The following is a 21,537-nucleotide window of genomic DNA, read 5'->3' as shown; positions in this document are numbered from 1 at the left end:
AATCAGCTCTTTTAATTCCTAATTAAGCGGATCTGCCGGGATATTGAGCCCAGAGGATTCCGAGTAAAATGATGCCACCACCAATACTGTGATACATGGTCCAGGCTTCACCCAGCCACAAATATGCCACTACTGCGGTAAAGATCGGCATCAGGTTCATAAAAATGCTGCTGCGATTGGGACCAAGTTGCTGCACGGCCATCATCCAGAACAAGGGTGCGGCAATGGAAGGGAAAATTCCGGCATAGATAATGCTGGCTGCATTAGCGTGATTGATGCTGTCCAGACCTAAAATCAATACCAAAGGAATATGATAGAGAAAGGCCATAAAAATCTTGATATACAGGCTCACTAAGAGTGGAATCTGAATCTGCCATTTCTTCAGAAACACGCCATAACAGGCATAGAAAAATACTGCGATCAACATCAACAGATCGCCAATATAGCTTTCACCTACGCTTAAGAACTGCAGACCCTGCCCTTGCGCCATGACATACATCAAGCCAATAAAGGACAGAAGACTCCCTAGCACTGCAGCCTGTGTCGGGCGAATCTTTAAAACAAAAATACCCACGATAATGGTAAAAATAGGAATAAAGGCATTGATCAGGCCCATGTTGGTGGCAGTAGTGTAGTGTGCCGAGCTATAAGCCAGCCCCTGATACAGCACCATTCCCAGCGCACTCAAAATGGCAAAATGTCCGAGATGCGGACGAATCTGCGGCCACGCTGCTTTGACTTTGGGCAACATGAATGGAGTTAAAATCAGCAAGGCCAAGGCCCAGCGATAAAAACTGATACTGATGGGAGAAATATAATCTGCCACATAACGGGTAACCGTCATATTCAGAGACCAAATCAAAACTGCGGCCAGTGGTAAGGCCATGGCCCACCAGACTGCCTTTTGTTGCTGTGTCATACTTTCATCCATGATTCGCTGGTCTTGTTATTAAGCTATGCCTATTCGCGCATCCTAGCATAATAGATTTTTCACATAATATTGAGGCAATTTGCAGCTTTAAGTAACTAAGCTCACCTGTTTCTACTTGTACTGAAAGCGAATACCCGTTAAAACAAATACCGTTCAGTCGCAATAAACAGGAAATCTAATGACTCGCTCTGTATATGACATTCCAGTCAAAACTATTGAAGGAACAGAAACCACTTTAAACCAGTACCAAGGTAAGGTTTTACTGGTGGTTAACGTCGCATCTAAATGTGGCCTGACGCCGCAATATGAAGGCTTACAAAAACTGTATCAGGACAAAAAAGCGGAAGGTCTGGAAATTCTGGGCTTCCCTGCCAATAACTTTTTGGAACAGGAACCGGGTAGCGAAGCCGAGATTCAGGAATTCTGTTCAGTAAATTATAAAGTCGACTTCCCGCTATTTGCTAAAATCTCTGTCGCGGGCGAAGACAAGCATCCTTTATATACCACCCTTACGCAAGCGATCCCGGAACGCATCGGTGAAGGCCCTTGGTGGAAAGATCTGGTCGATTATGGCCTAACGCCAAACCAGCCACCAGAAGTACTATGGAACTTTGAAAAATTCCTGATCAATAAAAATGGTGAAGTGGTGGCACGTTTTGCACCGGATATTACTGCGGATGATCCACGGATTGTCGATGCAGTGAACGCAGAACTTGCAAAATAATTCTCGATTATTCTCATAAGCTTCAAGCTTGAAATAAGTATCTATTTTTTGATAGATACTTATTTTTTTAAAACCGCTATTTAGCTAAATTGAGATTAACCGGACATATCTTCAAAATGATTGCAGGCCGAACAAGCCAATTTGGTGAGAACAAAGTACTTCTTTACCAGTTTTTAATAATCTTTTTCCTGTTTTTAAATAAGGAAACATTCGGAACCCAGAAGAATTGTTATGAGTTTGCAACAATCTTTTTTATCTCCATAGTTTGTCCTTATATTAAATACTACTCAAATTCCATCACCTGTATCGAGACCCTGATTCCATGTCCAAGATTCTTGCCAATGCTGTCCTTCCTTTCGCATTATTTAGCTCTGGAATTTTACTGATGGGCTGTGAACAGGCTGTCGAAGCACCGGCTGAACAGGCAGATACCACGACCTCAGATCTGGAACCAGCCTCTCAGCAACAGAGTTCAGCAGCACAAACCGAACTTAAATCGGGCAATATGTTTTATATGGTTCGTGATGTCGCCGACTTGCAGCTCAAGGCCGGCAGTTATGTGGAACAGTTAAAACAGACCCAGACCGAACTGCAAACGGCGGTCGAAGCTAAAGATACCCAGCAACTGCAGTCCACTGCGACCCAGCTACAACAGCAACTCAGCAGTTTTAATCAGGTGTTAAGCAACCTGAACTTGAAAAGTCAGGAAATTGACCAGATTCGTGACAACATTATGACCGCCAATCAGCAAGTTCTGGCTTCTCCTCTTTTAAATGGTCAGGTGGATTTCAGCCAAGTGAACTTGAAAAAGATTGAATCGCAGATGGTTAATGTGCAATCCGAAATGGTCAAACTGGCCGGCTTGCTGATCCAGAATCCAGATCAGGAATCAGAGAGCAATACTGATCAGGACAATACTTAAAATACCTAAAAATCTCATTTTGAGGCGATTGATCGAAACCCACCTTCCTCAATCGTCTTGCAGGCTATACACTGTTATGGATTATAAAAATTATATTTAGATCAAGAATTTTCATCTAATCAGATCATCAGGAGTTCAATCATGTCGAATTCAGTGCTGTATTCTGTGGTTCCAGTCACATCCCGGCTTGATCTGAAAGATCCTTTTATTTTTACCGTTCATCATCAAGATCATTATCCGCAAGGCAATGTCGAATTAGGCACAGTTTCCCCGCCACAGCAGCATGAATATGACATGTATTATGGCGAGAGTATTCCCGGCTTTCCGGAGCATCCGCATACTGGCTTTGAAACCATTACCATTGTTGAGCGCGGTTATGTCGATCATTTTGACTCGCTAGGAAACTCAGGACGTTATGGCGCGGGTGATGTGCAATGGCTGACTACCGGCAATGGGGTGCAGCATTGCGAGATGTTTCCCTTAGTCCATCAGGATCAGGACAATCCTCTGGAGCTGTTTCAAATCTGGCTGAATTCCTCACCGGAACAGAAAAAACAGCCAGCCGATTATAAAATGTTGTGGCGTGAACAGATTCCACATGTATTTTCAGCCGATGCGGGCGGACGTAAAGCGGATATCCGGGTCATTTCAGGACAGTTTAAACAGACTCAGGCACTGGACCGCCCACCACATTCATGGGCAGCCCTTCCAGAGAATCAGCTCAATATTTATTTAATCACTTTAGGGCCGGAAGCAGAATTAACCATTCCCGCCACTACTGCTACTGCAACGCGTTTTTGTTATTTTTATCAGGGCAAAAGCCTGGAACTTGAAGGACAGAAGATAGCGCCAAAGCATCTACTGGAACTTAAACCCGATGCAGATATTCAGCTCAAAGGTGGGCTGCTGGAATCACATATTTTATGGCTGGAGGGTGAACCGATCGGTGCACCAGTTGCCACACATGGGCCTTTTGTTTTGAATAGTGCGCAAGAGCTAGATACTGCTTTTCGCCGTTATCGCGAAACTCAGTTTGGGGGCTGGCCTTGGCCAAGTGCTGAACCGTCATTTCCACCAGAACACCCACGTTTTGCCAGTTATGAAGGCGGCAAACGTGAAGAATATCCAGACTAACCAAACAAAGAAGCCACTGAATAGTGGCTTCTTTGACATTAGATCGTATTATTTTTTCGGGCTTTTGACGACGACCAGTTTTTTCTGCACAAATTCTCTGAAACCATCAATCGACAGTTCATGCCCATAACCGGAATTTTTGATTCCACCAAATGGCAACTCAGGTGTGGTGTCAGTAAACCAGTTGATCCAGATCATGCCTGTTTCCACCCGTGACGCCAGTTTTTTGGCACGCTCGATATCCTGTGAATGAATCACGCCACCTAGGCCATAATTGGAATCATTGGCAATTTCGACAATCTCATCATCATTCTTCGCCACATAAATTTGCGCCACCGGACCAAAAAATTCTTCATACCAAGCTTCATTTTCACGCGTGATATTTTCCAGAATGGTCGGTGCATAGAAATTGCCTTGATGTTCTACAGCCTTACCGCCAGTAACTACGGTCGCACCTTGCGCTACAGCCTTTTCGACCTGTTTGGAGAGTTTTTCCAGCGCATCTTTTGAAGACAATGGACCCAACGTGGTTTCAGGATCAAGCGGATCACCCAGCTTTAACTGTTCAAAAGCTTTCAGCATGCCGGCTTTGAATTGTTCGGCAATTTTTTCATGCAAGATAAATCGTTTCGCCGCCGTACACACCTGCCCGGCATTATTAACCCGCGCCTGACAGCCTAACTTAATCGCGCGTTCCAAATCTGCATCATCGAGCACGATGAATACATCATTACCGCCCAATTCCAGCGTTGATTTCTTAAGATGTTTTCCGGCCTGTTCAGCGACAGCACTGCCCGCACCTTCTGAACCTGTGAGTGCCACACCACGCACGCGCTTGTCTGCAATTACTTCCGCGACCTGATCACTGCTGATAAACAGATTGGTCCAGACACCTTTGGGTGCGCCTGCATCCAAGACCAGTTGTTCAAAGGCTTCCGCACATTGCGGTACAATGCCAGCATGTTTTGCCAGAACCGGATTACCAATGGCACAGTTCGGCGCAAATACCCGCATCAGTTGATAAAATGGGAAATTCCACGGTTCAACTGCCATGATAATACCCAATGGATGATGCTCGACCCAGGCTTCACCCAGATCGGTCTGATAAGACACTGGCGCTAAAAATTCTTTGGCATGATCGGCATAGTATTCTGCAATTTTGGCGCAGGTTTCGATTTCACCTTCACTCTGCTTAATCAGTTTTCCCATATCCTGGGTCATAAGCTTGGCCAGTTCGGATTTTTGCGCTCGCATGTTGGTAGCCAATTTACGCAGTACTGCAATACGGGTATCGACCTGCTGTGACCAGTCTGACTTTAGGATTTTTTCTGCAGTATCGAGTGCATGTTGAATATCTTGATCGCTATGCGATGGGTAGTCTTTCAATTTTTGATTGGTAAATGGATTAATAGATTGATAAGCCATGGTTTTCCCTTTTTCAATTATAAGTTTTGCCTGTTCTAAACTTCTATCGTATTAAGCTATAACAAGCGAAATCTGTTCGAATCATTTAACTTATCACTGATTTTTTTATGGCGTGTGCAGGTTTACAGATTGGTTCAAAACATTACTGAGAAAGGGTAAAAGTTATATCGAGTGGTACAAATTAAAATTTATTTAAGAATCGGAAATGTAAAACCAACACTCTCAAGATCGATACTTGCAAAAATTCCAAGCTAAAACAAATAATCTAAATCAGCTGTTTTAAGGTGATGCTAAAAATATAAATTTCAAATTTTCAGGTGTGTAGTACATTATTCTATATAGTAGAAAAAAGAAAATTCATAATGAGTCAAATACCATCTAATATCATTCAAACAGCAGAAAACTATTTTGATAATACAGTTTTAGAAACGACTGATACTATTTTTCAAGAAATTTTAAAAGCTTTTCCAATAGCATCTTCAGGTTTAGCGATTTATAAAGTTTTCAGAAGCTATAACGAAAAGCAAAAATTAAAAAATATCCTGGAATTTATAAAGGAAGGTGAAAAGTTAGCATCAGGAACATTACTAAAAATCTTCAAGAATCAAAACAACTTAGAAATAGGTGGTGAATTACTCAATGCTTTAGATAAAGTCTATTTAATCCATCAATCTAAAATGCTCGCTCGTTTAGCTCTTTTATATGATGCGAAAGAAATAAATCGTGAAAATTTTTTAAGATATGCTCATATTATTCCTCAATTTACATCGTTTTTATTAGAAGGGTTAGAAAAAGCCTACTTATCATTTGAAATGAACAAATCCAAGAAGGATTACTACCTTACGAATAATGAATGTAACTTTTCAGCATCTGAATTAGAAAAGTTTGGTTTTTTGTACGTAGTAGCTACATTTGGTTCTGGCAATAATTATGGTAGAGAAAAAGACTTAATCTTTTTTTATGAACACATATATAAAAACAAACATGATAAGAACCTATGAACCATAAAAAAACCACCCTCTCGGGTGGTTTTTTCAATCTCAAACCGTCTCTTATTGAGCGCGGTTTTTGATTTTGCGGATCGTTTCCAGCTGAGCAGCAGTTTCTGCAAGAGCAGCCAAAGCAGCAGCAGCGTCCAAATCGCTCTTTTGATTCGCAAGCAATGCTTCAGCGTGTTTACGCGCTTCAACAATAGCTGCTTCATCTAAGTTTTCTGCACGGACTGCAGTATCTGCAAGAACCGTAACAACATGCGGTTGAACTTCTAGAACACCACCAGATACATAGATCAACTCTTCTGTACCGTTTTCCAATATAACGCGGATCGCGCCAGGTTGGAGCAAAGTTACCAACGGAGCATGGCCAGGCATAATACCCAACTCACCGCCAGCACCTTTTGCAATTAGCATAGTTATAGTGCCTGAGTACAAAGACTCCTGAACACTTACAACATCACATTGCATAGTCGCCATGAGAATCTCCTAAATTAGAGTAGCTAATTAAAGTTTCTCGGCTTTAGCAATAACTTCGTCAATACCACCAACCATGTAGAACGCTTGTTCTGGGATGTGATCGTATTCACCAGCTAGAAGACCTTTAAAGCCACGAATCGTTTCTTTAAGAGATACTAATTTACCAGGAGCACCAGTAAATACTTCAGCTACGTGGAACGGTTGAGAGAAGAAACGCTGGATTTTACGCGCACGGTAAACAACCAGTTTATCTTCTTCAGCAAGCTCGTCCATACCAAGAATCGCGATGATGTCTTTAAGCTCTTTATAACGTTGCAATACGTTCTGTACAGAACGTGCAATTTCATAATGCTCTTGACCAACAACTAACGGATCTAACTGGCGTGAAGTTGAGTCTAGTGGATCGATCGCTGGGTAAATACCAGAAGATGCGATGTCACGGCTCAATACAACAGTTGCGTCCAAGTGAGCAAACGTTGTAGCAGGCGATGGATCTGTTAAGTCATCGGCAGGTACGTATACCGCTTGGATTGACGTAATAGAACCAGACTTAGTCGATGTAATACGTTCTTGAAGAACACCCATCTCTTCTGCAAGTGTAGGCTGGTAACCTACTGCAGATGGCATACGACCTAGAAGTGCTGATACTTCAGTACCCGCTAGTGTATAACGATAGATGTTATCTACGAACAATAGTACGTCACGGCCTTTACCGTTTTCGTCTTTCTCGTCACGGAAATATTCAGCCATGGTCAAACCAGTCAACGCTACGCGTAAACGGTTACCCGGTGGCTCGTTCATCTGACCGTAGACCATTGCTACTTTGTCTAGAACGTTAGAATCTTTCATTTCGTGATAGAAGTCGTTACCTTCACGAGTACGCTCACCAACACCAGCAAACACAGATAAACCTGAGTGAGCTTTCGCGATGTTGTTGATCAACTCCATCATGTTTACAGTTTTACCAACACCGGCACCACCGAACAGACCAACTTTACCACCTTTCGCGAACGGGCAAAGTAAGTCGATGACTTTAATACCAGTTTCTAAAAGGTCAGTAGAAGCCGCTTGTTCTGCATAAGAAGGCGCTTGACGGTGAATTGGTAAACGCGCTTCAGTCGCAACAGGACCAGCTTCGTCGATTGGGCGACCAAGAACGTCCATGATACGGCCTAGAGTCGCTGTACCTACTGGTACAGAAATCGGCGCGTTAGTGTTAGTTACGTTCAAACCACGCTTAAGGCCTTCAGTAGAACCCATTGCAATAGTACGAACTACGCCATCACCAAGCTGTTGCTGAACTTCTAAAGTAGTTTCAGTACCATCTACTTGGAGAGCGTCATAGATCTTAGGAACGCTGTTGCGTTCAAACTCGACGTCGATAACCGCGCCGATGATCTGAATGATACGACCGCTATTCATTGCTGTCTCCTCAATTCAAAATAATGTTAAACGGCAGCGGCACCACCAACGATCTCAGAAATTTCCTGAGTAATCGCGGCTTGACGCAGCTTGTTATAAATAAGTTGCAGGCTCTTAATGATCTCGCCTGCGTTGTCTGTCGCTGCTTTCATAGCGACCATACGTGCAGACTGCTCACATGCGATGTTTTCAATCACACCTTGATACACCACAGACTCGATATAGCGAACCAACAAGCCATTTAAAAGCTCTTCAGCTTCAGGCTCGTAGATGTAATCCCAACCGTATTGACGGTTCAGATTCTTGTCTTCTTCAGCAGCAGCCAAAGGAACAAGTTGTTCGATTTTTTGATTTTGAGTCATGGCATTGACAAAGCCGTTTGACACTAGATAAATACGATCTAACTCGCCTTTATCATAAGCGTCCAACATCACCTGTACAGAACCAGATAACTGCTCAAGACTTGGGGCATCGCCGACTTGCGTCGTCGCACCAAGCACTTTACCGCCGTAGTTTTTAAAAAACGAAACCGCTTTTTGACCAATTAAAGCAAATTGAACTTCAATTGACTGCTCTTGTTGCTGTTGAACGTGTTTAACCACTTTCTTGAACAGGTTAATGTTCAAACCACCAGCAAGGCCACGATCTGAAGACACAATGATATAGCCAACGCGCTTAACCGGGCGTTCAACCATATAACGGTGCTTGTATTCAGGGTTCGCTTGGACCAAATGAGCAATTACACGGTGCATATTTTCGGCATACGGACGGCCTTGAGCCATGCGCTCTTGCGCACGACGCATCTTAGAAGCTGCTACCATTTGCATCGCTCGAGTAATCTTCTGCGTGCTCTTGATACTAGCTACTTTGGCGCGAATTTCTTTTAAATTTGCCATACGCTTAACCTAGTATTCGAAAGCCCTTGCGAGCTTCCGAAGGTTGATTCCGTGAACCAAACCGACACTAAATTCAACAGAGGTTGAAATTAGTAAGTTTGAGTCGCTTTAAAGCTTTCAATACCTGCTTTGATTGCAGCTTCGATGTCTTTGTTGTAATCACCAGAGGCATCGATTTGTTGCATTAACGCAGCATGTTCTGAACGGAAGTAAGAAATCAACGCAGCATCAAAGTCTACGATTTTCTTAACGTCTACGTCAGCCATGTAGCCTTCGTTAGATGCATAAATTGAAACAGCTTGGTCAGCAATTGAGTAAGGAGCATATTGTTTTTGCTTCATTAACTCAGTTACACGTTGACCATGTTCAAGTTGCTTACGAGTTGCTTCGTCAAGATCAGAAGCGAACTGAGCAAATGCTGCCAATTCACGGTATTGCGCCAAAGCAGTACGGATACCACCAGACAATTTCTTGATGATCTTAGTTTGCGCTGAACCACCAACACGAGATACAGAGATACCCGCGTTCACAGCAGGACGAATACCTGCGTTGAATAATGATGTTTCAAGGAAGATCTGACCATCAGTAATCGAAATTACGTTGGTTGGTACGAATGCAGATACGTCACCCGCTTGAGTTTCAATAATCGGCAATGCAGTTAATGAACCAGTTTGGCCTTTAACTTGACCGTTAGTGAATTTCTCAACGTAGTCAGCAGATACACGAGAAGCACGTTCAAGTAGACGCGAGTGTAGATAGAACACGTCACCTGGATACGCTTCACGACCTGGTGGACGGCGTAAAAGCAATGAAATTTGACGGTAAGCAACAGCTTGCTTAGACAAGTCATCATAAATGATTAACGCATCTTCACCGCGGTCACGGAAGTACTCGCCCATTGTACAGCCAGAATACGGAGCTAGATACAGCATTGCTGCTGGATCAGCTGCAGCTGCAGCTACAACAGTTGTATACGCCATAGCGCCAGTTTCTTCTAGCTTGCGTACCACGTTAGCGATAGTCGATTGTTTTTGACCGATTGCTACGTATACACATTTAATGCCAGAGTTTTTCTGAGCGATGATCGCGTCGATCGCCATTGCTGTTTTACCAGTTTGACGGTCACCAATGATCAACTCACGTTGACCACGGCCTACAGGGATCATTGTATCTACTGATTTATAACCAGTTTGTACAGGTTGATCCACTGATTGACGCCAAATTACGCCTGGTGCTACTTTTTCAACAGCATCAGTTAATTTTGCATCAATAGGGCCTTTACCATCAATCGGGTTACCCAAAGCATCTACTACACGGCCTAAAAGTTCTGGACCAACCGGAACTTCTAATACACGACCTGTGCAACGCGCTTTTTGACCTTCTTGAAGGCTTAAGTAGTTACCTAAAACAACGACGCCCACTGAATCCTGTTCTAGGTTCAGTGCCATACCGTAAAGGCCGCCGTCGAATTCGATCATTTCACCGTACATAGCGTCAGCTAAGCCGTGAATACGCACAATACCGTCGGAAACCATAACAATGGTTCCTTCGTTCTTAGCGGTTGCGCTGGTGTCCAGATCGCCGATACGCTGTTTAATGAGCGCACTGATCTCGGATGGATTCAGTTGTTGCATTGCGCTATACCTCAATCTTTTTAAAGTTCAGTCTTCTAAATGCAATTAAGCAAGAAGACGAGTACGCATTTTTTCAAGCTTGTTAAGCGCAGAATCATCTATCACTTGGTCGCCTGCACGAATAACTACACCAGCAATCAGCGCTGGGTTAACTTCTACAGAAACATTTACCGCCGCTTCGAATTTTTTCTCTAATGCGTGAGTAAGAAGTTGTTCCTGTACAGAAGTCAATGGGAATGCTGATTCAATCACAACATCCACAGTATTGTTATTCTGTGATTTAAGCTGCTCATATTCTGCTGCAATCTCAGGAAGAAGAACCAAACGGTTATTCTCTGCAAGCAATGTCAGGAAGTTAGACACTGCTGCAGTTTGGTCTTCACCTAAAACTTTCGCAAAAAGAGCCACCTGCTCAGCAGGTGTAAGCTCAGGGCGATTTAGATAAGCTGAAAATGCTTCGTCTTGCACCGCAGCACTGAGCAATTCAAGTGCTGTTGACCAAGAGTCAGTTGCACTTTGCTCAGAAGCGTAAGCAAATGCTGCTTTAGCGTATGGGCGTGCCAACGTCAAGAGTTCAGCCATAATCCGCCTCTCTTAAAGTTTAGCAGCCAGCTGAGTCAGCATGGCATTGTGAGCTTCTGCATCAACTTGCTGGCTAAGAATTTTCTCAGCACCAGTTACTGCAAGAGCAGCCACTTGTTGACGCAATTCTTCGCGAGCAGCATTGATTTCAGTATCAACAGCTTCTTTAGCCTGTTGACGAATACGCTCACCTTCAGCCGCAGCTTGGGTACGCGCTTCTTCGATCAATTGTGCACCACGACGGTTCGCTTGTTCGATCAATTGAGCCGCTTGTGCTTTTGCCGCGTCTAACTCAGCTTTCACTTGTGCTTGCGCATCTGCAAGGTCAGCCTTCGCTTTTTCAGCAGCATTTAAGCCATCAGCGATTTTACGCTGACGTTCACTAATCGCATTGATTAGTGGTGGCCATACAAACTTCATGCAGAATGCGACAAAAATCGCAAACGCAATCGCTTGGCCAAACAATGTGAGGTTGATATTCATTGCAAATTCCTCAAATAGTGAATTTCGGAATTAAGCTGATTAACCTACAAATGGATTAGCGAAGATGAAGAACAAGCCAATACCAACACCGATCATAGGCACAGCATCAAGAAGACCCGCGATTAAGAACATACGAGTTTGAAGTTGTGGAGCCAATTCTGGTTGACGAGCTACAGCTTCAAGGAAACGGCCGCCTAGAAGACCAAAACCAATCGCAGTACCTAAAGCACCGAAAGCGATCAAGATAGCAGATGCAATTGCAACTAGACCTAAAGTGAGTTCCATGATAATTCCTCAGAGGTTAGGTTTTATACCAAATTAAGTTAAAAAATTGTGTGCCCAACCATCCGTTGACAGTTAGGCAATACCATTAATGCTTTTCGCTTGCCATACTCATGTACACGATAGTCAACATCATGAAAATGAATGCTTGTAGCGTAATAATCAAAATGTGGAAAATCGCCCAAGGCACAGACAACGCCCACTGGATCCAGAACGGTAATAACGCGATAAGAATGAAGATTAACTCACCCGCATACATGTTACCGAACAGTCGTAGAGCCAATGAAACTGGTCGCGCCAAGAAAGTAGTCAATTCCAACAATAAGTTGAATGGAATTAAAAGCACTTTAGCAACTGGATTACTTGGGTTAAATGGGTTCAGTGCTAACTCACCAACGAAGCCGCCAACACCTTTCTCACGAATACTATAGAAAATAATTAAGAAGAATACAGAAATAGACATACCGAGGGTAATGTTTGGATCTGTAGTCGGAACAATTTTAAAGTAAACCTGATGAGGGTCTACACCCAGCATAGAAGCAATCGCGTGTTGAGCTACATAAGGAATAAAGTCAACAGGGATCAAATCCATCAAGTTCATGAGGAAAATCCACACGAAAATGGTTAATGCTAAGGGTGCAATTAATCGAGACTTCCCGTGGAAGGTATCACGTACACTTGAATCTACAAACTCGATAATCATTTCAATTGCAGACTGGAACTTGGTAGGAACACCAGCATTAGCCGCTTTCGCAACCAACCAGAACAACAAACAGAAAATCAGACCCAGTCCGATAGACCAACCCATTGAATCCAAGTGAATAGCAGTGAACCCCATCTGTTGAGCTTCAGCACCGCTCTCGGCCAATTTCCACGTACCGTCCGGCATTTTGCCATAGGTCATGTTGGTCAAGTGATGCTTGATATACTCGGTCGAAGTAAGGGCATGTTCTTCAGCAGCCATAAATCACACCTGGTCAATGTCAAAAAACTAATAGAACAAACGAATATCGCGTGCTGCTTGATATCTCGCCTGCTCCTGAAAAACTTTTCAATTTCTTGTTGTGCTTATACTCATTTTTGTAGACGTGACGCCCAAAACGGAGCGACCCACGACATGGCTTGAACAAGTATAAAACCACAAAACAACGCCACCGCTGACAACGGTTTAACATTGCTTAAAATTAAAATGAAACCAACAATCACAATGGCAAACTTTCCCATCAAGCCTTTATACATGTTCGAAAGAACTTGTTTAGACGCGCGGGCTCCTGCTGCTCGAAACGATTGCCACGAAAAATAACAAGTCGCGAGCCAACATACCAGTGCACCTAATGCTGCACTCAAGGCTGCGGTTGAGTCTTTCACGACCCAGCCGATCAAGGCTGAAACAGGGATCATACAGGCTTGCAGGAGGACCAAAGCTTTCGCTAATCGTCGGTCAATCAAGCGACTAGTTCGGCTCATCATTTATTCACTCACAGCAATCATGCTTGACAAGTTTAACAGGTGATTATTTTTAATCGCAGGCATTATAGAGTTACACCCCTGAACATGCAATCTTTTCCCGACCTTAGTCGTGTTTTTTTAAATCGGGTCACTGCTGTTAAACTAATCAAAATCTGTCTATTTTTTAAATCATTAGCGTGCATTTATTACACATTTCTGGGTTTCGGCGGCCAATTGCTGCCAAGCCTGCACAAAGTCCCCTGCCCCGCTCATGCTTTCATCGACATGCTGGAACAGTACCGGATTGAGTTTGCGGTACTGGTTTTCACTGGCATGACTTTCGGCCAGCAGACACATTTTGCGCTGTGGACGATGATCCTGTAAAAACTTGATTTGGGCTACGGTTGGCGAAACATGCGGATCATCGGTCAGCGCACCCATAAATTTTAAATTTAACGGGCGTTCCAGATACTGGTAGGCATCGTGATAAGACCAATAAGGTTTGGCTTTGTTGCTTGAACTATAACGCTGGGCCGTCGCAAACATGTTTTGTGCAAAGTCACGGGCATTTTTCCAGTAGCGTTCACGATGCTCCGGCAATTGCTGCGAACGTAGCGCCGCAATAAAGAAACCAATCCGCACTGCATTATTCGGATCGAGCCAGACATGCGTGTCTACCGTATTTTTTAAGGCCTCGCCACGCGGATTACGCATCGGCAAGGTGGTCAATATCCCCGAGTCTAACAGTGCAATGCCTTTATTACTTTCATTCAGCACTTTGGCCAAGGGTGCTTCATGCGCCTGACCCAGCCAGATCACCAGACCTGCATTCTGAATAGTTTTTCGATGCGCCGGAGTCAGACTCACATCATGTCCACTTTGGTTGGCCAGCAATAAAGTCGGCTGTTCCACACCTTGGGTAATTTTCTTGGCAATCAGATAGATCGGCTGCGTAGACACCACCAGACTTTGTGACCAACTGAGTGTACTGAACAATGCCAGCAGACTGATTGCAAGGAGACGGAACATGAGTAGAAATCACTTAAAAACGATAAAATCAGGAAGTGTTATAATATAACAAAAATACAAAAATACCTATGCCCAATCGAAACTCAGAACGCTTCATGTTAAGATTTGAAATCTATTAATTTTCAGTTTCGCACTTGAGGTGAACTATGGGTTCCTGTTCGCACGAACACCACAACGCATTGCACGGCGTGCACGACCATCCCAATGTCGCACAACGTCTTGCTGAAGCGGAAAGTCTTTGTGCAGCAAGCGGCGCACGCCTTACACCTTTACGTAAAGAAGTGCTGGAACTCATTCTGAATGCGCATGGCCCGATGGGTGCCTATGACCTGCTGGCACAAATGAAAAATGCTAGTGATCGTCCTGCAGCACCACCAACGGTGTATCGCACTCTGGATTTTTTATTAAGCAAAGGGCTGATTCATCGCCTGACCTCGATCAATGCCTATATTCCCTGTTGCCATCCGCGTGAAGGCCATCAGGCCGCTTTTTTAATCTGCACCGAATGTAAAGCCGTGAAAGAAGCGTCGGCTCAGGGCTTGCTCGATCAACTCGATGCACTGGCCAGCTCGGACGACTTCACGGCACATCACAGCATTATCGAAATTTCAGGAATTTGTCAGCAGTGCCGCAACAAAGCTTAAGTGCCTCTCCCCTGATTCAGCTCTCCAAGATCTGGGTCAAGATCGATGAGCGCGATATCTTAAAAGCCGTTGATTTCTCGTTACAAGAGAAAGAAATTGTCACACTGATCGGTCCCAATGGCGCTGGTAAATCGACCTTAATTAAAGTCATGCTGGGCATTTTGAAACCGCAATCAGGTGAGATCAAAACTGCGCGCAAACTCAAATTCTCTTATGTGCCACAGAAATTCAATCCCTCACATAGCTTGCCGCTCCGGGTGAAAGATTTATTGGCGCTAGAAAAATGCCCATCCCAGATTAAAACCGAAATTATCCGCGATACCGGCATTAGTAAACTGCAAGATTCTAAAGTTCAGCAGTTGTCTGGCGGCGAACGTCAGCGGGTGCTATTGGCCCGCGCCTTATTACGCCAGCCGGACATTTTAGTCCTCGATGAACCGATGCAAGGTCTGGACATCCAGTCCGAAGCTGAACTGTATGAATATGTGCGTAACTTGCCGGAAAAATATGGCTGTGCCGTACTGATGGTTTCACATGACCTGCAATGGGTGATGCAAGGTACGACTCGAGTCGTGTGCTTGAACAAGCATATCTGCTGTAGTGGGCTGCCGGAAAGCGTGCAGCAACATCCCGAATATCAGGCAATTTTTGGCACCAATCGAGTGTTCTATCACCATCATCATGATCATTGCGCGCATGGCGATTCTGCCACTCCCTGTCAGCATGATTCACGCCCTCATATTCACCCCGAGCCGGAAGCTTAAACCATGATGGATTGGTTACAACTCCTTTTACCTGCATGGATCATGGGAACGCTGTTGGTATTTCTGACTGCTCCGCTGGGCTGTCTCATGCTCTGGCGGCGTATGTCATTCTTTGCCGATACCATGGCACACGGTACTTTACTCGGTGTTGCCATTGCTGGAGCTTTAAGTTTACCGCTCTGGATGGGAGTCACTTTTATTGCCTTATTATTGGTAGGTATTTTGTGGGTGCTGCATGATCCGCGCCTACCCAATGATGCTTTGCTGGCCTTATGTTCAGCAACACTGCTTTGCTCGGGATTATTGTTCATTCAGCATTTACCGAGTTTAAGACCGGAACTTCTCAGCTATCTATTTGGTGATCTACTAACGATTTCTTGGACGGACTTACCCACCTTTGCCATTGTGATTATTCTGGCCTTAGCCGTCCTCTATAAAAGCTGGCAAGCGCAGATTCAAATCGCGATTGATCCGGACATGGCGGTCAGTGAAGGTGTAAATGCCAAATGGCAACGCCTGATCTTTATGTTGTTATTGGCATTGTTTACCGTGCTTGCGCTGAAAGCAGTCGGTTCACTCTTGATGGGGGCATTACTGGTGATCCCTGCCCTGACTGCACGATTACTTGCACACTCACCCAAACAAATGGTGATCTGGGCATTCGTGATTGCGCAAATTGGGGTGACCGTGGGCCTATGGTCGAGTGCCGGTCTCAATACTTCGACTGGTTTAACCATTGTACTGACCATGGCGGTGCTATTTGCACTGATCTTCTGTGTGCAGAAGTTTAAAAAGCTGAATTAATCTTTCTGTTAAATCATGATGATTTTCTAATGATCTATTCAGCCTCTCTCCTTTAAGGAGAGAGCAAACACTCGTTATTGATGCACCAAACTCAATAAAAATGCAGCACCTGCAAATAAACCGGCAAAAGTCCGGTTCATGACTTTTTGTTGTTTCGGTGATTTTAGTAGCCTTAAAACTTTAGCAGCCAATCCGGTATAACCCGCCATCACAATCAGATCAATCGTCACCATTGTTGCAGCCATAATCAAATACTGAATCCATTGTGGTTTGGACAAATCCAGAAATTGCGGCAAGACGGCCAGTAAAAATACGATGGCTTTAGGATTAGTGATATTAACCAAGAAACCATGCAGTACCAGTTTTCCTCTCGATTTTCGCGTCAATTCATGTTTAATTTCGATGTTCTGTGCAGGTGCTTTCCATTGCAAAACTGCCAAATATAACAGGTAGCCAACACCAAACCATTTCACCACTAAAAATGCCCATGGGGTTGTCGCAAACAAAACTCCCACGCCTGCTGCAACCACTGCGATCTGTACCAGTAAAGCCAGTTGCAGACCCAGCGCATTCCAGTAACCATGCCGAAAACCATAATTCAATCCGCTCGACATTGATGCAATTGCACCAGCACCCGGAGAGACACTAATCACCCAGCAGGCCAACATATAGGCAAACCACATTTGATAGGACATGAATATTTAACTCAGCAAAACTTGCCCAATATTATATGAATTTTCCAATAAAATCAGGCTAAAAACTTGCTTAAATATAAGGCACTGCACTATTCACTCTGTCTAGCTTCAGGCACAATATGTACATTAAAAAACAGGATCTATCCTTATAGGAGCCATGAATGACAGCCCAATCGGTAATCTTGCCACTTCCTTCAGATCATGCTCGCTTTATTGTGTTACGTCTTAAAGATTTGAGTATTGAAAAATTAAAAGAACAACTCGAACATTTGTTTACTTCTCGTGATCGGCTGATCACGCAACACCCTCAAGCACAAATTAAAACAGGCGTAGCTTTTGGTCCTGAACTGTGGACAAAACTTTATGATCAAGCTCCTGCAGGCTTTAAACAGCTTGAACCCATTCATGGTTCGTTTGATATGCCGGTTGTTCCAGCAGATGTACTGATTCATATTGCCAGTGCCCGTGCTGATATCTGCTTTGCGCTCAGTCAAGCTTTTTTTGAAGGAATTCAGGACCAGGTTCAGGTGCTGGATGAGCGAGTTTGCTTCCGCTACTTTGATGGTCGTGATATTACCGGCTTCATCGATGGTACTGAAAATCCACAATTCCCGGATGATCGTGCAGAAGTCGCGTTATTAGGTGAAGATTCAGGTATTTTCCAAGATGGTTCATTTATTTTTGCTCAGCGTTATGCGCATAACCTGGAAAAATGGAAAAAGCTAAAAGTTGATACTCAAGAACAGGTTATGGGTCGCACCAAACTTGAATCTATTGAATTGGATGATGAAGTCAAACCTGAAAATGCGCACGTAGCACGTACTGTAGTTGAAGATGAAGAAGGCGAAGAAATGGAAATTCTGCGTCATTCTCTACCTTATGGTGACGGACGTGGTGACCAGGGTCTATTCTTTATTGCCTATACCAAAGACCTTACGATTATCGATGCTATGTTAGAACGTATGTTCGGTACCTCTGGTGATGGAATTCATGACCGCCTGCTGCACTTCGTAACTCCGCTGGATGGCGCATATTACTTTGCACCGAGTGAGGAGCTGCTGGAAGAGGTTTTGGAAGGGTAAAAGTAAAAAAGCCGGCGAGAGCCGTCTTTTTTCTATAATTCTAATTTAATATTTTTCTTACTTCCTGAAGAATCGCTATAACTTAAATTAAATTTTTTATCTATAGAATAAAAATTTCCAATTCTTCTAACTTCAATATCAGGCTTTATTTTAATGAGATAATATACAGATGAAGACTCTTCATCTGTATCTTCATATTTTTCACCTATTAAATATTGAGATTTTTCTGAATAAGGTAAAAATTTAAAACCATCTAAATTCAGTTTTTTTATTTTTTCATTATTTAAAACATCTCCTATTTCTTGAGAGTTTTTCTTTATCTCATCAAATCTATAAATATGATTTTCTGAGTCACTAAGTTTCTCACACTTATTTTTCGAATTAATTTTCAAACATTGATTAAAGTAATCTGAAGAATTTGGCAACAAAATTTGTTTAAAGTTAGATAAACTTATATATTTTATATTTTCATCAATGCTTATTTTTACAAATGCATCCTCTATAATTCTAAAGCATATTTTTGAATCATTATAAGTATTCCGATAGCTATATAAATTACCGGTAACACATAAATTTCCATTGGAACTGGAGAATTTAATTTGTGATTTTTCTTTTTCAATTTTATAATTCAAGGGATAGATAATTAATGTTTTTTGGTTCAAAGCCGCTAGTCGAATATACTTCCCATCATCAATTTTAATAACTGTATAATTTTTATTGTAATTTACATTTTTACCAATATTATTTTCATATAACTTTATATTTTCAGCTTTACAATAATAATTGTCAATATCATAGTCAAATCCACAAGGCTGTACTTTTATTTTTGATGCCTTATTACTTTCAATTACTTTTGCATTACCACCCACTATACAAAAAAAACCAAAAAATAATAATATACTAATTTTTTTATTCATTCTATATCTCACACGTCTACTATTGTTTATGATATTTATTAATTTTTTCTAAAATTTCTTTAACCATTTCTGTTGATTTTTTATTAGCATGATTAGCAGTACTCTCATAAAAAGATTTAGTGCCATCTGAAACATGACCACCACAGTTTTGGCTAATTTGATAGCCTTTTGGAGTAGCGATGGATGCCCATTCTTTTGCTGCTTCATATTGAGCATCTTCCGTATTTCCAATCCCTTTAAGAACAAAATTTCCTAGTTTAGGCCTTTTCGAAGGAATCAGGTAATCTCGAAAAATTCTTTCTTGTAGATTTTCATCAAATTTCTCATTTCCGCTTAGTTTAAGTTTTAATTTTGCCTCTCTCATAGGATCTGGAGTTATCTGATATTTACCCACCGCAAACATTCTAGAAGTATCTCTAGGAGACAAAGTATAACTTTCAATAATTTGATTAATTGTTTTATTAGTGACTGTACCTTTTGCTGGATACAAAAAGGAATGTATCACTTTATTTTTAATAGTTCCTGTATTGTATGATTCGTAATTCCCTTCACCATGTGAAATTGCAGAACCTAGTTGCTTGATCAATTCTTCTAAAGAACTGTCCTTTAAAGCTGGGCTGTTCATAGGCGCAGCCGCAAGTCCAGTGCATCCTAAAATTGTACTAGCCTTACCGTCTCTTCTAAACAAATTAACTAGATAATCACCATTTAAACCATTTGCAGTCTTGGAAAATAACTTATCGATTTTAAATTCATCTGAAAACTCTCTTACGTCTAAATGAACCCAAGTAGTTGCTCCATGAGATAAGCGCTCTAATCCAAATCTATTATTCGACCACCCCATCGTTGCGTTTAAATATGTGCAAAACCATTCTTTTCTGACTGTATTTTCCAATTCATCTAGACTAACTACTTGACTATTTTTATTATAGATAACTATATCTATAGCTGTACCCATATGATTAGTTGTAGCTCTTCTCTTTTTTAAGTTATTATCTATACAACGATAACCTGATGATATTTTAGATATTTTATATCCTTGAGGATTACTTTTCTTATCAAAGTAGAACATCATTGCTTTTAACCCCCACACAAGGCTTCGATGCATCCCTTCTGATTCCTTAAGAGTTTTTTGAACTTTTACATATTTTCCTGAGGTTTTCTGATAGTTTTCGAATGTAAACGTACCGATCCGTCTCATTCCAAATCCACTACACTTACCGCATGAACATTTAAAAGAATCTATAAATTTAGCAATTCCATATTCATCACGGAACTTATCTAAAGCTGCTAAAAAACTTCCGCATATTTTTCCAGTTTCAGGAACCCCCATATAATCCCGTTGAAATTGTTTTATACATTCCGCTGTTAAAGGAGTAAATTCATCTGTAGGTAATGCGCCACCAAAGCCTGCTAGCCTGATATTAACCTCTCTAATAAGTTCACTTTTGCCTTGAGATATACATTGAGGATTAGTTTTACATAAATTGGAAGTATCAGTTTTCGGTGTTCCGCCATCCTGACTGCGATCCTCTTTCATATCAATTTTTATTGCATCCGATAAAGCTTTCTTACCTTCTTCATACCATTCATTAAGCTGCTCTAATGCTTTCTTCTCATACTCTTCAACTGTATTCACAATTCCTTTATCAGCCTGTTTAGTCTCTTTTTTACTTTTCTCTGATGATTGAGACTTATTATTTTGAGAAGCATTTTTTTGAGGTTTTGGCTTTCTATCAATACTTGTATTATTTCCTGTAGCAGGCATATTAATTGGAAGTTTAATTACTTGTCCTATGCTGATTTTATTGACATCTTTTATCCCATTCAGCCTTTCGAGCACTCGGATTGTGGTGTGATACTGTTGTGCAATAGATGATAAAGTTTCACCTTTTTTAACCTTATGTGTTTTACGTTTATAACTTCCTTTATTTCCATTATTTTCTACTGTTTTTAAATCCAAGAGAATTTTAGGACTTATAACCGTAACCAGCATACGGTCTTTCGCCATTATGAAGGTCTGAACTTTTTTCATACCTCCACCCAAAAGGCTTTTGACATATATGTCTAAAACCGTTCCTTTGTCTCTTTGAATTTCATAAAGGCACCCCTTGGAATTGGTAGAACCCTTTACTACATGTTGACCTGTCTTACTATTTTTGACTTCATATTGAACTTTAGGAATTGGATTGCCTAACAAATCTAGAATTTGTATGGTTGCTAAAGACTTATTTGTCATTTTTATA

The 21,537-nt window shown here is 42.0% G+C and carries 23 protein-coding genes; 8 read left to right on the top strand and 15 right to left on the bottom strand.

What is annotated here, in order from left to right:
- Positions 1-22 precede the first annotated feature (22 nt).
- Positions 23-919: a DMT family transporter gene (locus FTV42_RS07775; RefSeq protein WP_180038388.1), complete on the bottom strand. Its 897-nt coding sequence runs from the start codon at positions 917-919 to the stop codon at positions 23-25.
- A gap of 190 nt (positions 920-1,109) precedes the next feature.
- Between FTV42_RS07775 and FTV42_RS07770 the strand changes: the two genes are divergently transcribed.
- The 3 genes from FTV42_RS07770 to FTV42_RS07760 all read left to right on the top strand — a co-directional run bounded on the left by FTV42_RS07770 (position 1,110) and on the right by FTV42_RS07760 (position 3,711).
- Positions 1,110-1,655 carry a glutathione peroxidase gene (locus tag FTV42_RS07770; protein ID WP_180038387.1) on the top strand — a complete coding sequence of 182 codons (546 nt, stop codon included), beginning with the start codon at positions 1,110-1,112 and terminating at the stop codon, positions 1,653-1,655.
- Between the two features lie 322 nt (positions 1,656-1,977).
- Positions 1,978-2,577: a hypothetical protein gene (locus FTV42_RS07765; RefSeq protein WP_180038386.1), complete on the top strand. Its 600-nt coding sequence runs from the start codon at positions 1,978-1,980 to the stop codon at positions 2,575-2,577.
- Positions 2,578-2,718: 141 nt separating this feature from the next.
- The gene (locus tag FTV42_RS07760) at positions 2,719-3,711 is read left to right on the top strand and encodes a pirin family protein (RefSeq protein ID WP_180038385.1); all 993 of its coding nucleotides are present in this window, start codon (positions 2,719-2,721) and stop codon (positions 3,709-3,711) included.
- 48 nt (positions 3,712-3,759) lie between these two features.
- Here the strand turns inward: FTV42_RS07760 and FTV42_RS07755 are convergent, their stop codons facing one another.
- Positions 3,760-5,136 (bottom strand): NAD-dependent succinate-semialdehyde dehydrogenase, encoded by a 1,377-nt coding sequence (locus tag FTV42_RS07755; protein WP_180038384.1) that lies wholly within the window; start codon positions 5,134-5,136, stop codon positions 3,760-3,762.
- Positions 5,137-5,498: 362 nt separating this feature from the next.
- Here FTV42_RS07755 and FTV42_RS07750 point away from each other — a divergent pair, with 362 nt between their 5' ends.
- Complete coding sequence (locus FTV42_RS07750) at positions 5,499-6,137, top strand: hypothetical protein (protein WP_138743286.1); 639 nt, start codon at positions 5,499-5,501, stop codon at positions 6,135-6,137.
- Between the two features lie 51 nt (positions 6,138-6,188).
- Here FTV42_RS07750 and FTV42_RS07745 read toward each other — a convergent pair whose 3' ends face one another.
- The 10 genes from FTV42_RS07745 to FTV42_RS07700 all read right to left on the bottom strand — a co-directional run bounded on the left by FTV42_RS07745 (position 6,189) and on the right by FTV42_RS07700 (position 14,385).
- Positions 6,189-6,608 carry a F0F1 ATP synthase subunit epsilon gene (locus FTV42_RS07745; protein ID WP_004732608.1) on the bottom strand — a complete coding sequence of 140 codons (420 nt, stop codon included), beginning with the start codon at positions 6,606-6,608 and terminating at the stop codon, positions 6,189-6,191.
- 27 nt (positions 6,609-6,635) lie between these two features.
- Entirely contained in the window at positions 6,636-8,030 is a 1,395-nt protein-coding gene (atpD, locus tag FTV42_RS07740) for a F0F1 ATP synthase subunit beta (RefSeq protein ID WP_004644863.1), read from the bottom strand.
- 26 nt (positions 8,031-8,056) lie between these two features.
- Positions 8,057-8,926 carry a F0F1 ATP synthase subunit gamma gene (atpG, locus tag FTV42_RS07735; protein ID WP_004644862.1) on the bottom strand — a complete coding sequence of 290 codons (870 nt, stop codon included), beginning with the start codon at positions 8,924-8,926 and terminating at the stop codon, positions 8,057-8,059.
- Between the two features lie 89 nt (positions 8,927-9,015).
- On the bottom strand, positions 9,016-10,560 hold the full coding sequence (atpA, locus tag FTV42_RS07730; protein ID WP_180038383.1) for a F0F1 ATP synthase subunit alpha: 1,545 nt from the start codon (positions 10,558-10,560) through the stop codon (positions 9,016-9,018).
- A 45-nt stretch (positions 10,561-10,605) separates the two neighbouring features.
- The gene (locus FTV42_RS07725; RefSeq protein WP_004644860.1) at positions 10,606-11,142 is read right to left on the bottom strand and encodes a F0F1 ATP synthase subunit delta; all 537 of its coding nucleotides are present in this window, start codon (positions 11,140-11,142) and stop codon (positions 10,606-10,608) included.
- Positions 11,143-11,154: 12 nt separating this feature from the next.
- The gene (locus FTV42_RS07720; protein WP_004280990.1) at positions 11,155-11,625 is read right to left on the bottom strand and encodes a F0F1 ATP synthase subunit B; all 471 of its coding nucleotides are present in this window, start codon (positions 11,623-11,625) and stop codon (positions 11,155-11,157) included.
- Positions 11,626-11,664: 39 nt separating this feature from the next.
- Positions 11,665-11,910 (bottom strand): F0F1 ATP synthase subunit C, encoded by a 246-nt coding sequence (gene atpE / locus FTV42_RS07715; RefSeq protein WP_000424060.1) that lies wholly within the window; start codon positions 11,908-11,910, stop codon positions 11,665-11,667.
- A gap of 85 nt (positions 11,911-11,995) precedes the next feature.
- Positions 11,996-12,871, bottom strand: a complete 876-nt coding sequence (gene atpB / locus FTV42_RS07710; RefSeq protein ID WP_004644859.1) for a F0F1 ATP synthase subunit A — start codon at positions 12,869-12,871, stop codon at positions 11,996-11,998.
- 110 nt (positions 12,872-12,981) lie between these two features.
- Entirely contained in the window at positions 12,982-13,374 is a 393-nt protein-coding gene (locus FTV42_RS07705) for an ATP synthase subunit I (protein ID WP_004280982.1), read from the bottom strand.
- Positions 13,375-13,548: 174 nt separating this feature from the next.
- Positions 13,549-14,385, bottom strand: a complete 837-nt coding sequence (locus FTV42_RS07700; protein WP_180038382.1) for a metal ABC transporter solute-binding protein, Zn/Mn family — start codon at positions 14,383-14,385, stop codon at positions 13,549-13,551.
- Between the two features lie 146 nt (positions 14,386-14,531).
- Between FTV42_RS07700 and FTV42_RS07695 the strand changes: the two genes are divergently transcribed.
- The 3 genes from FTV42_RS07695 to znuB are packed head-to-tail and all read left to right on the top strand — an operon-like array spanning position 14,532 to position 16,597.
- A complete protein-coding gene (locus FTV42_RS07695) occupies positions 14,532-15,029 on the top strand; it encodes a transcriptional repressor (protein ID WP_004280980.1) in 498 nt (165 codons plus the stop codon).
- Positions 15,011-15,793 carry a zinc ABC transporter ATP-binding protein ZnuC gene (znuC, locus tag FTV42_RS07690; protein ID WP_373683221.1) on the top strand — a complete coding sequence of 261 codons (783 nt, stop codon included), beginning with the start codon at positions 15,011-15,013 and terminating at the stop codon, positions 15,791-15,793. The genes FTV42_RS07695 and znuC overlap by 19 nt, the downstream gene beginning before the upstream one ends.
- A 3-nt stretch (positions 15,794-15,796) precedes the next feature.
- A complete protein-coding gene (gene znuB / locus FTV42_RS07685; protein WP_004280978.1) occupies positions 15,797-16,597 on the top strand; it encodes a zinc ABC transporter permease subunit ZnuB in 801 nt (266 codons plus the stop codon).
- Between the two features lie 74 nt (positions 16,598-16,671).
- On the opposite strand, the gene FTV42_RS07680 is transcribed toward znuB, so the two are convergent.
- Positions 16,672-17,292 (bottom strand): LysE family transporter, encoded by a 621-nt coding sequence (locus tag FTV42_RS07680; RefSeq protein ID WP_004644856.1) that lies wholly within the window; start codon positions 17,290-17,292, stop codon positions 16,672-16,674.
- Positions 17,293-17,453: 161 nt separating this feature from the next.
- Between FTV42_RS07680 and FTV42_RS07675 the strand changes: the two genes are divergently transcribed.
- Entirely contained in the window at positions 17,454-18,374 is a 921-nt protein-coding gene (locus FTV42_RS07675; protein ID WP_180038380.1) for a Dyp-type peroxidase, read from the top strand.
- A gap of 32 nt (positions 18,375-18,406) precedes the next feature.
- On the opposite strand, the gene FTV42_RS07670 is transcribed toward FTV42_RS07675, so the two are convergent.
- Together FTV42_RS07670 and FTV42_RS07665 are read right to left on the bottom strand one after the other, a co-directional pair.
- Positions 18,407-19,291 carry a hypothetical protein gene (locus tag FTV42_RS07670; protein ID WP_180038379.1) on the bottom strand — a complete coding sequence of 295 codons (885 nt, stop codon included), beginning with the start codon at positions 19,289-19,291 and terminating at the stop codon, positions 18,407-18,409.
- A 19-nt stretch (positions 19,292-19,310) separates the two neighbouring features.
- Positions 19,311-21,530 carry a LysM peptidoglycan-binding domain-containing protein gene (locus tag FTV42_RS07665; RefSeq protein WP_180038378.1) on the bottom strand — a complete coding sequence of 740 codons (2,220 nt, stop codon included), beginning with the start codon at positions 21,528-21,530 and terminating at the stop codon, positions 19,311-19,313.
- Positions 21,531-21,537: the final 7 nt, after the last annotated feature.

It is taken from the genome of Acinetobacter sp. YH16052, assembly GCF_013417155.1.
Taxonomy (GTDB): Bacteria; Pseudomonadota; Gammaproteobacteria; order Pseudomonadales; family Moraxellaceae; genus Acinetobacter.
The sequence above is the reverse complement of the archived record's forward strand: the minus strand, read 5'-3'. Positions and strand labels throughout refer to the sequence as shown.

Coding starts and splice junctions, on each gene's coding strand:
- FTV42_RS07775 (WP_180038388.1), bottom strand. CDS start 919: ATGACACAGCAACAAAAGGCAGTCTGGTGGGCCATGGCCTTACCACTG.
- FTV42_RS07770 (WP_180038387.1), top strand. CDS start 1,110: ATGACTCGCTCTGTATATGACATTCCAGTCAAAACTATTGAAGGAACA.
- FTV42_RS07765 (WP_180038386.1), top strand. CDS start 1,978: ATGTCCAAGATTCTTGCCAATGCTGTCCTTCCTTTCGCATTATTTAGC.
- FTV42_RS07760 (WP_180038385.1), top strand. CDS start 2,719: ATGTCGAATTCAGTGCTGTATTCTGTGGTTCCAGTCACATCCCGGCTT.
- FTV42_RS07755 (WP_180038384.1), bottom strand. CDS start 5,136: ATGGCTTATCAATCTATTAATCCATTTACCAATCAAAAATTGAAAGAC.
- FTV42_RS07750 (WP_138743286.1), top strand. CDS start 5,499: ATGAGTCAAATACCATCTAATATCATTCAAACAGCAGAAAACTATTTT.
- FTV42_RS07745 (WP_004732608.1), bottom strand. CDS start 6,608: ATGGCGACTATGCAATGTGATGTTGTAAGTGTTCAGGAGTCTTTGTAC.
- atpD (WP_004644863.1), bottom strand. CDS start 8,030: ATGAATAGCGGTCGTATCATTCAGATCATCGGCGCGGTTATCGACGTC.
- atpG (WP_004644862.1), bottom strand. CDS start 8,926: ATGGCAAATTTAAAAGAAATTCGCGCCAAAGTAGCTAGTATCAAGAGC.
- atpA (WP_180038383.1), bottom strand. CDS start 10,560: ATGCAACAACTGAATCCATCCGAGATCAGTGCGCTCATTAAACAGCGT.
- FTV42_RS07725 (WP_004644860.1), bottom strand. CDS start 11,142: ATGGCTGAACTCTTGACGTTGGCACGCCCATACGCTAAAGCAGCATTT.
- FTV42_RS07720 (WP_004280990.1), bottom strand. CDS start 11,625: ATGAATATCAACCTCACATTGTTTGGCCAAGCGATTGCGTTTGCGATT.
- atpE (WP_000424060.1), bottom strand. CDS start 11,910: ATGGAACTCACTTTAGGTCTAGTTGCAATTGCATCTGCTATCTTGATC.
- atpB (WP_004644859.1), bottom strand. CDS start 12,871: ATGGCTGCTGAAGAACATGCCCTTACTTCGACCGAGTATATCAAGCAT.
- FTV42_RS07705 (WP_004280982.1), bottom strand. CDS start 13,374: ATGAGCCGAACTAGTCGCTTGATTGACCGACGATTAGCGAAAGCTTTG.
- FTV42_RS07700 (WP_180038382.1), bottom strand. CDS start 14,385: ATGTTCCGTCTCCTTGCAATCAGTCTGCTGGCATTGTTCAGTACACTC.
- FTV42_RS07695 (WP_004280980.1), top strand. CDS start 14,532: ATGGGTTCCTGTTCGCACGAACACCACAACGCATTGCACGGCGTGCAC.
- znuB (WP_004280978.1), top strand. CDS start 15,797: ATGATGGATTGGTTACAACTCCTTTTACCTGCATGGATCATGGGAACG.
- FTV42_RS07680 (WP_004644856.1), bottom strand. CDS start 17,292: ATGTCCTATCAAATGTGGTTTGCCTATATGTTGGCCTGCTGGGTGATT.
- FTV42_RS07675 (WP_180038380.1), top strand. CDS start 17,454: ATGACAGCCCAATCGGTAATCTTGCCACTTCCTTCAGATCATGCTCGC.
- FTV42_RS07670 (WP_180038379.1), bottom strand. CDS start 19,291: ATGAATAAAAAAATTAGTATATTATTATTTTTTGGTTTTTTTTGTATA.
- FTV42_RS07665 (WP_180038378.1), bottom strand. CDS start 21,530: ATGACAAATAAGTCTTTAGCAACCATACAAATTCTAGATTTGTTAGGC.